Source organism: Actinotignum sp. UMB0459 (assembly GCF_051905915.1).
In the GTDB taxonomy this organism is placed as follows: Bacteria; Actinomycetota; Actinomycetes; order Actinomycetales; family Actinomycetaceae; genus Actinotignum; species Actinotignum sanguinis.
This window is the reverse complement of sequence record NZ_JBQAIK010000012.1, coordinates 202793-216128: the sequence shown is the minus strand read 5'-3', so window position 1 is coordinate 216128 and position 13336 is coordinate 202793. Positions and strand designations below refer to the sequence as shown.

Sequence of the window (13336 nt, the reverse complement as noted above, 5' to 3'; positions counted from 1 at the left end):
GCAACGGCGCAAACGGGGCACGGCCCACTCGGCACCGGAGCGGATGGTGGGAACGGTACCCGAACGGAGCAACAGCGCCAAACGGAGCGGCAACGTGGTGCCAGATGGTACATGCGGCGCCCTGAAGCTAGAGGAGGACCGTTGCCCATTCCCCCGCGCGGCTAAAACCTACGTGCTGGTAGAGCCTAACCGCGGCGGTATTGTAGTCATTGACGTAAAGGGAGACAGTGGATGCATAGCGGGCGCGCACCTGGTCGATGACGCTGGCCATCGCCCGGGTCGCTATCCCGCGTCCCCGTAGGTCAGGAGCAGTCCATACACCTTGGATCTGCGCCACTCCCCCGGCCAATGCACCGATATCAGCCTTGAATTCCACCCGCGGGGCGCCGGTGGCGGGATCGATGCCCATGCGCACGAAAGTGTAACCGGAGCGGATCAGCTCACGGACCCGCCGCCCGTAGCTCGGCCCATAAACAGTCGGGTCGTATCCGACTTCCTCGGTGAACATGGCGACTGCCGCGGGGAAAACAGCGCCGAATTCCCATGGCTCGGCCGGACGCACCTGCGGATCTGGTGCTACCGCGGAGGCGTGAGTCATAGAGAGGGAATACTGGCGCGCACGAATTTCGCGAGCGGGGCTCCAGGAGCGCTCCAGATGCTCCCACAGTCCAAGAACCTGATCGGCTGGCCCGAGGATGGAGCAGGCTACCCGATGACGGGAAAGAATATCGTCGCCCAGTTCGCGCAGACCCGCCGGGGAAAATCCCAGGGGAATAATATTGCCGCCGTCCCAGGCTAGTGCTTCAATATCGCGGCGGTGCATCGCCGCCAGCGCCGAGGATGTCCCCACGCCCATGCGTTCTACATTGACGCGGGCGAGCACGGAGTTGATCGGGTCGCGGGCTAAAAATTCCAGAGCGCGGGATTTATCCGCGCCCGTGAGACGGCGCAGCGATGATGCAGCTCGATGCGGCCAAATGGAGCGTTTCATCGCAGTGCGTTTACTCCACCGCAAGCAAGACGCTGACAGCCCGCTCGAGGAACACATCAACGACGGCTTCGTCATAAGCGTTTTTCCCGCGTGATTCCGGGAAAATAGCGTCGCGTACCACTTCTGAGGTGATGGTTTCTTCACCGTCAAAATACCGGGCGAGGCGATCGAGCAGTTCGTCAACATCCGATTTGCGGTATCCCCAGCCTTCAGCATCAGCAAAACGCTGCCCAGCCGGGCGCAGGAGGCGCGGATAAAGGCTTTTAGCATCCTGGTAAGCGAGGTTGAGCCAGGCTTGTTCCCCACGCGCCCCGATAGTATTAGCCCGCTTAAGATGAATAAAGGCAGCTTCGAGACGGTCGAGAGCAGCATCTACCCGGGCCGGATCATATCCGCCACGCTGGCGGGAAAAACCGGCACGCCGCACATCCGTTTCGTCCATATCACCAGTGCCCCGCGAATATGCGTCTTTTGCGCGGGCGAGGAAATCATCGACCTGCTCGGTATTGTATCCGCGCGTGAGCGGACCCACTCGTTTAAACGTGCTCACAACTCACCTCACTTGTCTACGCCGGCACCACAGTGCCGACCTGCCGACCTTCCCTCTTAATGTGCCGCACTCATTTTGCCATATGCGCCCACCACACGCCGCTCTCGCTCACAGCGCAGTCGCACCGTACACCGGGCGCGCCTCAGAACACCCCTTGCGCCGCCGCGAAGAAAAGGTAGCAGAACGGCGCCCACAGCAGGATGGAATCAATACGATCAAGCATGCCACCGTGCCCGGGGAAAATTGCACCCATATCTTTAACACCGAGCCAGCGTTTGAGGCGTGATTCAAGCAGATCACCGGCAGTGCAGCACACCACCGCTGCCATCCCGATACCGAAGGCCCACCACACGCTGTGCCCGAGAGCCACTGTGGCAAGCAACAATGCCACCACCAGGCAGGCCAGGATTGATCCCGCCAACCCCTCCCAGGTTTTCTTCGGCGAAATTCGCGGGGCGAGCGGATGGCGCCCAAAAAGCACCCCCGCAGCCCAACCCCCGGTGTCATTGGCAACGGGCAGAAGGATAAGTGCTGCCACCATCCACGCCGGGGAATCCAGCTGGCACAGTGCCACCGCGAAACTCCCCAGCACGCTAACCCATAGAGAGACGAAAACCGCGCAGGCGGCGTCGCTCACTTGCGCGCGCGCCCGGTCGCGTACCCCCAGCCACAGAGCGCAGGCCACCACCGTTACCCCGAAAGCGAGCACTGCGGCCCCGAGTCCGCGCCACCAGGCCAGCGCCAGTATCGCGATATTCCCGGCCAGTAGCGTCGTGAGCGGCAGCCGGATACGGCGCGCGAGAAACGCGCCGGTGGCCTCCCATACGGCAAAGCTGAGCGCCACCACCACGAGCACCACAAAGAGCTCGATACGCCAGAGAACGCTGAGAGCCACCAGTGCTAGCAGGATGAGCGCGGTGGGGACGGCGGCTTTGAGGTTACGTCCGGCCCGCGAGGAGGTGGGGCGCGGCGGTTGCGGGGGACGCGGAGCGAGCAGGCTCCGCAACGAGGTGCGCGACATTAGATTTCGAGCAGGTCCTTTTCCTTGCCTTCGAGGAGCTTATCGATCTGCTCCACGAAGCTCTTCGTCAGCTTTTCCAGTTCGTCTTCGGCGCGCTTGACTTCGTCTTCCCCGGCCTCGCCATCTTTTTGGATAGCTTCGAGGGTGTCCTTAGCCTTGCGACGCACCGCACGGATGGACACGCGCCCGTCTTCAGCGCGGTTGCGCGCCAGCTTGACGTAGTCCTTGCGGCGTTCCTCGGTCAGAGCCGGGAGGTTCACGCGCAGCACATTGCCGTCATCGGAGGGATTGACACCCAGGTCCGATTCGCGCAGCGCCTTATCAATACCCTGCTTGGCACCTGGGTCGAAAGGCGTGATCATAACGGTGCGCGGTTCGGGAATGGTAATGGTGGCTAGCTGCTGGAGCGGCGTGAGGGTGCCGTAGTAGTCCACCAGAATCGGGTTAAACATTCCGGCACTGGCCCGCCCGGAGCGGATATGCGAAAATTCTTCGCTGGTTGCTTCAATAGTTTTGCCCATCTTTTCGCGAGCTTCGCGCAAAGCTTCTTCAATCATCTTTTTTCCTTCGCAGTTTCGTTCACGGCGCGTAGCTACGTGGTACGACGACGCAGCTACCACGCGCCCGATGTGACATATCTTACCGGCTTAGCGGGGCTATACGCCCTGGGCGGAGACCACCGTTCCAATATTCTCACCGCGCAGCGCTGCGGTGACGTTACCCGGCTCGGTCATACCGAAAACCCGCATCGGCAGGGAGTTATTCCGTGCCAGAGCAAAGGCGGCACCGTCGGCCACCTGGAGATTATGGGAAAGCACCGTATCGTAGCTGATAGCGGTGAGCTTTTCCGCTTCCGGATGGGTGCGCGGATCCGCGGTATAGACTCCGTCCACCCCGTTCTTGCCCATAAGAAGCTCATCGCAGCGCAGCTCCAGGGCACGCTGGGCGGAAACCGTGTCGGTGGAGAAGTAGGGCATGCCGGCTCCGGCACCGAAAATAACCACCCGTCCCTTCTGGAGGTGACGGATGGCGCGCAAGGGAATATAGGGTTCGGCAATCTGCGTCATCTGAATTGCGGTTTGCACGCGACACTGGGTTCCGGCCTGCTCGATAAAATCCTGGAGCGCGATCGCGTTCATAACGGTACCGAGCATCCCCATATAGTCCGCCCGGGCACGATCCATTCCGGATTGCTGCAATTCAGCTCCGCGGAAGAAGTTTCCTCCACCAACAACAATGGCTACTTCGATTCCAGAAGCCGCCGCTTCGGCAATTTCCCCGGCGACACGCTGGAGTACCGCGGCATCGACGCCAACACTACCCGCCCCGAAAGTTTCCCCCGATAATTTAAGAAGAACTCGGCGGACCCCATCCGAGCTCGCGTCATGTTCCAGTAGCGTCACCATTGCCTCCCGTCGCTCAGTTCATCGGGCTTAACCATACCAGCGTGCACTGGGGCATAATATCCGGGTGTCTAATGAAAATACTTCTTCTGATGCCGCCACATGGGCGGCGTCACTGCGCGCCCTCACGCCGGGCGTGCTGCTTGCCGCTCTCATCGCGGTAGCGTCCTGGGGCCTGAGTAAACTGATGCCCCTGCTTTCCGCCATGCTCTTCGCTATCGTATTGGGCATGCTGGTGCGCAACCTGGGACTTATTCCTCGTTCAGCAAACCGCGGTCTCACTTTCACCTCCAAACGGGTACTGCGCACCGGGGTGGTACTCCTGGGGCTGCGCCTGTCCATCCCCGCAATTTTGGGCTTGGGCTGGGGTACCCTCATCACGATCGTCACCTGCGTGACCGCAACGATGCTCATTTCTGTGCCCCTGAGCAAACTCCTGCGGGTGCCCCACGCTTCGGCTATTCTCACCGCCGTGGGCACCTCCATCTGCGGGGCCTCCGCGGTGGCGGGAACTTCCGCCGTGGTGCGGGTGCGTAACGAAGATGAACGCGATACCGCCGCGGCAACCGCTATTGCCTGCGTGACGCTTTTCGGTACCCTCACCCTGGTGGCACTCCCCTGGCTCGCCCACCTGCTGGACTTGAGTGCCAACCAGGCGGCTGTATGGATGGGCGCCACCATTCACGAAGTTGGCCAGGTGGTGGCCGCCGCCAATATTTACGGTGGGGTGGCCGATACCGCTACTGCCGCCAAGCTTGGGCGCGTGGTGTGCCTGGCCGCGGTGATCGCCGTGGTGGGGCTACTGGAGCGCGCCGCTAAGCAACGCGAGGCCCGAGCCGCGGGGCTGGACGGTGCGGCACTCGATACTCACGGCCATACGCGGAGCTCCGCACCTCTCATCCCGTTATTCGTACTCGGCTTCCTGATCGCGGTGGGGATCGCCTCCGTGCTGGAAAACCAGGCTTGGGCGGCCAGCGCCTTGCAGATTCTTGGTAACGACGTCGCCAACTGGCTCCTCATCGCCGCTATGGGCGCCATGGGCGCCGGCGTTCATCTCAAAACGATTATGCATACGGGGGCACGCACCGTCCTCTTCGGTTTCCTTCTCACTCTGGTGATTGTGGGGATCGGACTGGCGTGCGTGGCCGTTTTTGTGGTGTAGCAACGGCGTAAGATGCACGAAGCGGGGGCTTTCCTACGTAGATGGAAGCCCCCGCTTCGTGTATGTCCATATGCGGGCACGTTAGCCGGTATCGGCGTGGATTACTTCAACGGCGCGTCGTAAACGTCGGCTGCGTCGTCGTCACGTAGATACGCAACCCAGAAGTAGGTGGCGAGGATGAAACCGCCGCCCACAATATTGCCAAGAATCACCACACCGATATTGAGGGCAACGGCGCCCGGCGTGAATGCGGCGTAGTCAGCGAGCCCGTGACCGGAAGCGAGGACCGCTTCGGAATTCCAGAAAGCATCCCCGCCCCAGTACTTGCACATAAGGCCGAGCGGAAGCAGGAACATATTAGCCACCGAGTGCTCGAATCCGGCGGCAACGAAAAGCGGGATGGGGCATAGACAGGCGAGAATCTTATCCGCCGTAGAACGCCCCGATTGCGCAATCCATACACCGGCACACACCGCGATATTCGCGAGCACGCCCAGGAGGAAGGCCTCCGGGATAGAATGCGCGGCCTTGCCCGCCGCGGTATGGAGGGCAACCTCCCCCCACGCCCCGCCGTTGGAGAGCGCCTGGCCCGCGCCAAAGACGAGCAACGCCAAAAACAGCGCACCAACCAAATTGCCGGCCAAAGAAGTGCCCCAGTGAGCGAAGAACCGCCGGGGACGCACCCTCTTGTGGTAGAGCGGCATAACCGTCATCGTGGTTGAGGTGAAGAGATCCGAGCCGGTCAGCACCACTAGGATGAGGCCAACCGAGAAGCACAGGCCTCCCAGGACTTTCGCCGGGCCGAGCGGACCGTCGGCCAGGCCCTGTTGCGACGTAATGTAGAAAATGTAGCCCATGCCAATGAAGGCACCGCCCGAGAGTGCCATCACGAAGGATCGCGTCAGCGGTTTCTTAGTTTTCTTGTATGCCGCTCGGGCGTTCTCAACCGCGAGGGTGTGCGGATCGGGAATGGTTATGCTCACCTCTTACTCCTTTGTCAGTTCAGCGTCCCTCATCTTATGTGAAAGTGCCCGGTGGGAGCTATAGACATTTATGAGCAGATAGGGACAGGGCACGGTGCGTGAGGGTACGACGACGGAGCTGTGCGCCCCGTCCTTGCCGGACGGAGCGCACAGCTCAACTATCTCACGCTACCTATTTAGCGACGCTCACCGCGCCGATAAACCATGGCGCCTGCGCCCAGGAGCATCGAGAGGAGGGCTGCGCCAATGGCGCCGCCAGTCCCGCTACCCGTATGCACGAGGCGCTGCGAGCGCCCAGCTGGTGGCGTAGGTGTTTGATCCGGCGTGGGCGCCGGCTGGGCTGGCTGCCCGGACGTCGGCACCGGTGTCGGAATCAGACTCGGCTCCCGTGTAGGTTCGGGGCTCGGCCTTCCGGGTGCCGACGGCGTGACACTCGGGTGCGGGTCAGGACGCGGAGCAGGCTGCTTGCTCGGTTCCGGTTGCGGATCTGGTTGAGGATCCGGCTCCGGGCCGGGCCCTGGATCAGGCTGCGGTGCGGGACCAGGTTCCGGTTGCGGTGCCGGTGCAGGCGGCTGCGGCCCAGGCTCCGGTGCCGGATCTGGCTCCACCGAGCATTCCTTGAGCTCCACAGCGGTCATTGGCCGTGATTGCGTCTCGGTGCTCGGTGTCGCTGTTTCATCCCAACTCAGGGTTTCCACATTCCAGGTATACGTGTACGTGGTCTTCGTGCGGGATTGCACTACCTGGTGGGTCTCGCAGGATTTCTCCCCATCAATCCACTCGGTGAGCATCGGGGCCTTGGTGGGTTCCGGAGTGCAGGCCTTCACTTCCTCCGGAGTCTTCTCCCGCTCCTGGTTTTCGGTCTCAGTCGTGGGGACCGTATCCCACTCCAAAGTAGTGGCATTCCAGGTGACCGTATACGTGGTCTTCATACGGGTCTGCGTCACCGTATTCTTCTCACAGGTCACCTCCTCGTCCTGCCATTCCCCGTAGGCTCCCATCACAGCTGGCTGCGGATACCGTGTCAGGCTCCAGTAGCCGAGGAAGTGAACGTCGGCATCGGTAATGGTGTCGCTCGCGCGGTCCCACCCCGTGAAAGACCAGACTTCCCCGGGAGCATCCGAGTATCTCGCCTTATCGAAGGTGTCTGTGGGGGTGACAAGCGTTCCCTTCGGGAAACCCTGACCCTTCTCACCGAGGTTATCGGCGGGAGTGCGCGCCGCTAGTGCCTCTGGCAGGGCTTTTTTAGCACCGTCCGCAGCACGGAATTCATGGGTTACCTTGAAAAGCTGCTGTTGCCACACCCACGTACCGATAAATTCCTGATCGGCCCCCGTGACCTTTTTGGTGGTCGCATCCCAGCCCTGGAAAGTCCACTGGCCGTTGCCATCGGGAACCGCCGTGAAATCTGGTGCGGCCGAAGCGACAGTATCGCCCTCCGTGTAGCCAGCACCGTTTTTGGTGTCGATGGCGGGGGTCTGTTTCTTTACGCCCTCGGGCAGTTCCTTGCCGGCAGTACCGCTCACGAATGTGGAGGTCACGCCGTAAGCAGGAGCGTAGCCCGCATAGGCAGTGAGCTCATTCGGGTCCACAATCTGCGTGATAGGGGCGGCCGGCTGTGACGGTGCGGGCTCAGCGCGCGCCGTCTCGCCGCCAATTACTCGACTAGCGGCCGTGCACGGGTTCTTGTTCCCCTTAGCATCGGCCACGGAGTCAGCTGATACACCGTCGGTAAAGGCGTGCGCGAAATCGTATCCCTTATTATTCGCTTGCCCGCCCGCAATCTCGGCGGGAGTGACGGCAGAGCAATACCAACCCACGAATGTGTAGGTGCCAAGCTCAGCGGTGCGGCCCAGGCTGTCGGTAATGGTGCGCGTCTCCTCGCGAACCGGGTTCGTACCCTGGTACGGGGTCATTTGGGCGGGGCGAGCCGCCGGGTGCTCCTGAAGGAGCTTTGTCGAGGAGTAGATCGTATAGGGCTGTTCTGCCTCAACGTTCTGCGCTTGGGCATCGAAGTGCCCTTCATTGGGGTGGTACCACATCGTGGCGCGCTGCCCGAGAACCACGGTGCCCTCATCGGAAAGCACGTAATCCCAGGCACCCGCACCTGTATGGTCACCGAATTCCGCGGCAGCCTGGCGGTTATCGCGAGTGACATAGTGGATCGTATTCGCGTCATCTGCGCCAGGTGCGTAGCCATCAGTGCCTTTCGCAACCGTGTAACCAATGTAGCGCTGCGCCGGCTCATTTTGCCCGGCGTAAGGCGCTTCACTGACATTTTTGACATTCTCGCTCAGGGAAATATTGAGCTGGTTAGTGAGCTTGCCCGTTAGGAGCACCGCGGATTGTCCGTCGATCACCCGCACGTCACCGGTATCAAGGCGCGCCTTGGGCGTGATGATCACATCCTTGTTGGCATACACATTCAAACCCGGGTACTCCCCAATCCGGGCACCATCCACCTCGATGCTCGACGGATGATCCTGATGTACTGACCAGTCGCCCTTCTTGTTGCCGCCCAAACTCATGTCGTCGAGTTTCAGGTAGCCGTCATTGAAAATGCCCGCACCAACCGCCGAATAGACAAAACCTCCCGAGAGCTTCGAGGAGTCCGTCCCACCGGTGATGGTGGTAGAGCCTTCGTTGTAAATAAGACCACCGCGCCCCGAGCGCCCGGAGCTCAGCGTCACGCCTTCCAGAGCTACCGTGTTTCCCGGGCCCACGAAGAGCGCACCGCCTACTTGTGTGGCAGGCCCCCAAACCAGGGCTCCGGCATTAGAAATCGTGGAATCGACAACGCGAAGATTAACCGCGGATTCTTCACCGATCCGGGTAGAAAGGGAAATCGCACCGCCGTTGGAGTCTGCGTGCACATCGCGAACGGTGGAATTCTGGATCACTGCGGTGGCGCTCGATCCTGTTTCAAAGGCAATAGCACCGCCGAAGGTGGCCAGCCCCTTTCCGTTGCCGCTGCCGCGCCCCGTTAGTTGCGAATTGGTCAGTTCAAAACTTCCGGTGCCGACGATATCGATGAAACCGCCGGCGAAGGTCACCTTGGAACTATCGCTGGCCACGAAGCGCGAATTATTAATTTTGAGCGCCGAGTTCTGGCTCGCAAAAGCACCACCGGAAATTCCGTAGGCGTTCCCACGCCCCGTGAAGGTGAAATCGCTGTTATCTACAGTGACATTCGCGTTGAAAGCACGGAGGAAGCCACCGGTATTGAAGGGAGCGCCAACGTTGACGGTGCTGCCGGTGATGCGCGCCGTCGTCCTGTCACCCGCATAGATCGCACCGCCTTGGTACCCGCCCGTGGAAACCCGGGCGACGTGGTTATCAATGAAGGAAGTCCGTTCCGCCACCAATGTGGCCGCACCGTCCATGTAGACGGCGCCGCCGTTACCTTCGTTACCGCGTACCCCTGCACCGTCCTGCGAATGATCCTTCGCCTGGTTAGTACGGAGCGTGGAATCGCTAATGTTCACCGTAGAGCGCGCCCCGGTGGCGTAAATCGCCCCACCGTTAGGCATCTGGCTGATCTGAGCACTCTGAGTTTCGGCGGGAAGGTTCCCAAAGGCAGGATTCCTCTTCGTCTCATCTGCGACCCACATATCGTAGGTGGCCTGTGACCAGATACTCGAATTGTTTTCGATTACCGAATCGTTGGTGACGTTCAGGGCGGCGTCAAGAACGTACACGGCCCCACCTTCGAAATTGCGGGTTCCGGCGGTTGTTCCGTTCTTGATCGCCACCTTGTCGAGGGTGGCGGTAGAGCCCGCACCGAGCCACAGTCCCCGGCGCTTACCTGCGCCATCAAGGGTGACATCAGAGAAGGTCACCTGCCCGCCAGCGGTGCGGAACATATTGTAATGGTCGTTCCCGCCCGGGGCGGCGCTCGGTGCCCCGGCCGTAATGGTATGCCCTTGGCCCTCAACACTCACATCCGCGTTGCTCGGGATCTCAATTTCTCCGGTTAGCGTGATATCTGCGCTCAGACTCACGCTCTGGCCGGCAGTGATGGCGCTACGGAGCTCCGGCTCCGTCCCCACCGTTGTCGCCGCAAAAGCCGGGGATATTAGAGCGTTCGTTGAAAAACCAAGGAGGGCTGCGGCTACTACCGCAACAGTTTTCTTGCCCACGTTGTTATTCCTATCTTTAAGCTTGCGTTTCTTGCGTCGTTCGGGTGTTTTAGTGAGAGCGACGGCGCAAGCCGAGAATCACGACTCCGGCAAGCATAAGAACTCCGGCAGCGAGCGCAAACGGGGTCGCGGACTGCCCGGTCTTTGACAGTTCTTGTGCTACTGGCGCGGGCTTAGCCGTTGGTGCGACCGTTGGGGAGATCGTGGGAGCAGCCGTGGGCGCCACGGGCGCTGGCACCGTGGGCTGCGGCGCGGAGGTGGGTGCCGGCTCCGGTGTTGGAGCGACCGTCGGCGTGTGTGAGGGCTCCGTCGATGGACGGGGCGAGGGATCCGTGCTGGGAGTATCCGTCGGATCAACCGTTGGCTCAACTGTTGGATCACACGTCGGATCGGGTTCCGGCTCCGTTGTGGGCTCCGGTTCCGGTTCGGGCTCCGGATTGGGCGGTAGCGGTGTTTCCACAACCGTCTTCGTCCAGGTGCCCGTGAAGCTCAGGTCCGCGCCATCAACAACCGCGCTCGTGGGTTCCCACCCATCAAACTTCCACGTTGTGGCCACATCCGCACTCTCAGTACGAGTGGCACTTGTGAACTCTGTTTGCGCCGGAGTTGGCGGTGTGACTGTCGAGCCCTGAGTAACCTGCTCCGAATTCGGCAAGGTGGCCATCACTTCGTCGGGGAGCGCAGAGCCATCAACCGCCACATATTTGTACGTTGCGGTGAAGACCGCGTCGGGGTTCACCGCGTACTTCCAGTAACCAACGAAGTTGAGGTCACTTCCGGCCACAGTTGCCTCAGCGGGTTCCCATGCGTCAAAGGTCCAGGTACCTTGGCCATCGATAACGCTTGTCTGCGCGAGGGCGGGCGGGGTCACCTGTGCACCGTCACGCAACTTAGTCACACGCTCCGGCACAAGTTTGGTGACGCTCTCAGGGAGCTGACGTTCAGGATCCCGACTGGCGAAAGTGAAGGTGGCATCGTTGGTAGCAACCATCGTCAAGGTCACCGGATCCGAAGTGTCGTTGAAACGCAGTGGCATGCCAAAGTAGAAGTAGTCCATCGTCATGTTGCCACGGACGGTGGGCTCCACCATCTTGAAGGTCTTGCCGGCCTCAAACTTGGACTGTGGAACGTAGAAGGCGTGCGCCGGGGTGGTGAGAACAAGTTTAGCGGGCTGGTATTCCGGCTTATCGAGATCTGCGCCCGTCACCTTGTTGCCATCCGCGTGATGCAGTCCAAAGTGAGCGGTGAACTTGCCGGTGGTGGCATCGTATGCCGCAGTTTCGCAGCGCATGATCTCGCCAAACTTGGAGGGAGCATTCTGCCTATCCATTTCGGACTGCACAGCCTCGCAGCTCACGAAGTCCGGATTTGAGGAGACCACCGTGGGATCAACGGTGAAGGAAATATCCCACTCCCCGCTGAAGGTTTTGGCGGCGTAGCGTGCCTGGTCATCGTCGTTTCTCCACAGCCACATCTTCTTGAAGAAACTATAGAGTTGCCAAACCTTCGTCATATCGAGGGTGCCGCGGTAGGCGATTTGATAGGCATCGGCGGCGGTATCGCCCTTGGAGGAGTCGTAAAGAAACTCGCTCTCGCTGGTAATCTGCCCCGCATTATCAATTGCGTAGGCGTCACTGCCCACGTTAATCGGAACATCGGTCGGATCTGCGGAGGCAGGAGCGGCGCTAAATCCGATGAACCCCACAGCAAGGAGAATAGTTAGAACAACACGGATATGCTTGGACAAAATGAGCTCCCCCGAGACGCGTGCAACCATGACGAATATTTCCTTCAGTTTACAACTGCTGAAATACATTCCGATTGCATATTATTCTCAAAGAATATTCATGTCTACACCTTATATTCCAAATATTAAGCACCCCGGCTCTGGACTGGTACAGTATACATTTCAACCATATCGCAAGATTATTTGGATTCGGAACCCACTGAAGTCCTCGTATCCTAAAGTTCGGTACGGAGCGTACGTCGGGTAGCCCCGCCCCGCGGCACGCGGGGCTCCGTCGTCGTACTAACGGCGCGCATCACTGCGCACACATCGCCCCGCACCGGCGCCCATCAATCGCGCCGCACCTGCACTCAAAGCGCCGGCGCTACATACAACGGAGGGCGGGACGTACTCTCGTACATCCCGCCCTCCGGCGTTTAGTGTTCTCGCAACCGAAAGCTAAGCTCCCGGCAACCGGAAACTACGTCCCGGCACGCGCATGAACTTACTCAGCGTGCGAACCGACGCGCAGGCGCTTGAAACCGGTCACCTTGCCACCGGTCTGGGACACGATGGTCTTGACCGGGGTCTTCGGCTCGCGGGCGTAGCCCTGCTCCTCGAGAACGACCTGCTTGTAGAAGCCGTGCATGCGGCCTTCCACGATCTTCGGCACGGCCTTTTCCGGCTTGCCTTCAGCGATGGTCGTCTCGGTGGCGATGCGCTTCTCAGTTTCCACCACGTCGGCCGGAACATCCTCAATGGAGAGGTACTTCGGATCGAGCGCGGCGATGTGCACGGCGATGTCATGCGCAACTTCGGCAGCCTTGGCATCGGTGGCCACCAGCACGCCCACCTGCGGGGGCAGGTCGGGGTTGGTGCGGTGCATATAAGCTTCCACGTGCTCGCCCTCGAGGACCTCAACGTGGGAGACTTCCATCTTTTCGCCGATAACCGCGGTCATGGCGGTGATGCGATCCGCAACGGTGCCATCGCCCAGCTTGGCGGCGAGCAGCGCTTCCACGCTATCGGCACCGGAATCCACAGCGGCGGTGAGAATCTCATCGGCCATACCGATGAACTTCTCATTCTTGGCCACGAAATCGGTTTCGGCGTTGATCTCCACGAGAATGCCACGCTGGCCGGCAGCAGTATCGGATACATGCGAGGCCACCAGGCCGTTCGCAGCGGTGCGGTCCGAACGCTTGGCGGCGGACTTCATGCCCTTGACGCGCAGGATCTCTTCGGCCTTGGCGGAATCCCCCTGGGCTTCGTCGAGAGCCTTCTTGGCGTCCATCATGCCGGCGCCGGTCTTGTCACGCAGCGCCTTCACATCGGCGGCTGTGTAATTAGCCATGCTTCAC

Annotated in this window: 10 protein-coding genes; 1 reads left to right on the top strand and 9 read right to left on the bottom strand. The window is 60.6% G+C overall.

Annotated elements, in window-relative coordinates; translation table 11 throughout:
- Positions 1 to 127 precede the first annotated feature (127 nt).
- The 5 genes from ACTFPK_RS04145 to pyrH form a co-directional block, all read right to left on the bottom strand.
- Positions 128 to 991 carry a GNAT family N-acetyltransferase gene (locus tag ACTFPK_RS04145; protein ID WP_284898398.1) on the bottom strand — a complete coding sequence of 288 codons (864 nt, stop codon included), beginning with the start codon at positions 989 to 991 and terminating at the stop codon, positions 128 to 130.
- A gap of 10 nt (positions 992 to 1001) precedes the next feature.
- Positions 1002 to 1541 carry a DivIVA domain-containing protein gene (locus ACTFPK_RS04140; RefSeq protein ID WP_016442493.1) on the bottom strand — a complete coding sequence of 180 codons (540 nt, stop codon included), beginning with the start codon at positions 1539 to 1541 and terminating at the stop codon, positions 1002 to 1004.
- 142 nt (positions 1542 to 1683) lie between these two features.
- Positions 1684 to 2562 carry a phosphatidate cytidylyltransferase gene (locus ACTFPK_RS04135; RefSeq protein WP_394532580.1) on the bottom strand — a complete coding sequence of 293 codons (879 nt, stop codon included), beginning with the start codon at positions 2560 to 2562 and terminating at the stop codon, positions 1684 to 1686.
- Entirely contained in the window at positions 2562 to 3119 is a 558-nt protein-coding gene (frr, locus tag ACTFPK_RS04130; RefSeq protein WP_016442491.1) for a ribosome recycling factor, read from the bottom strand. Before frr ends, ACTFPK_RS04135 begins: the two co-directional genes overlap by 1 nt.
- A gap of 99 nt (positions 3120 to 3218) precedes the next feature.
- Positions 3219 to 3968: a UMP kinase gene (pyrH, locus tag ACTFPK_RS04125; protein WP_284898402.1), complete on the bottom strand. Its 750-nt coding sequence runs from the start codon at positions 3966 to 3968 to the stop codon at positions 3219 to 3221.
- A 64-nt stretch (positions 3969 to 4032) separates the two neighbouring features.
- On the opposite strand from pyrH, the gene ACTFPK_RS04120 reads away from it, so the two are divergent.
- A complete protein-coding gene (locus ACTFPK_RS04120) occupies positions 4033 to 5127 on the top strand; it encodes a YeiH family protein (RefSeq protein ID WP_016442489.1) in 1095 nt (364 codons plus the stop codon).
- 101 nt (positions 5128 to 5228) lie between these two features.
- Here ACTFPK_RS04120 and ACTFPK_RS04115 read toward each other — a convergent pair whose 3' ends face one another.
- The 4 genes from ACTFPK_RS04115 to tsf form a co-directional block, all read right to left on the bottom strand.
- Positions 5229 to 6110, bottom strand: a complete 882-nt coding sequence (locus tag ACTFPK_RS04115) for a formate/nitrite transporter family protein (RefSeq protein ID WP_016442488.1) — start codon at positions 6108 to 6110, stop codon at positions 5229 to 5231.
- A 176-nt stretch (positions 6111 to 6286) separates the two neighbouring features.
- Positions 6287 to 10249 (bottom strand): SHIRT domain-containing protein, encoded by a 3963-nt coding sequence (locus ACTFPK_RS04110; protein ID WP_016442487.1) that lies wholly within the window; start codon positions 10247 to 10249, stop codon positions 6287 to 6289.
- A gap of 49 nt (positions 10250 to 10298) precedes the next feature.
- Entirely contained in the window at positions 10299 to 12026 is a 1728-nt protein-coding gene (locus tag ACTFPK_RS04105; protein WP_016442486.1) for an SHIRT domain-containing protein, read from the bottom strand.
- Between the two features lie 454 nt (positions 12027 to 12480).
- A complete protein-coding gene (tsf, locus tag ACTFPK_RS04100) occupies positions 12481 to 13329 on the bottom strand; it encodes a translation elongation factor Ts (RefSeq protein WP_016442485.1) in 849 nt (282 codons plus the stop codon).
- Between the last annotated feature and the right edge of the window lie 7 nt (positions 13330 to 13336).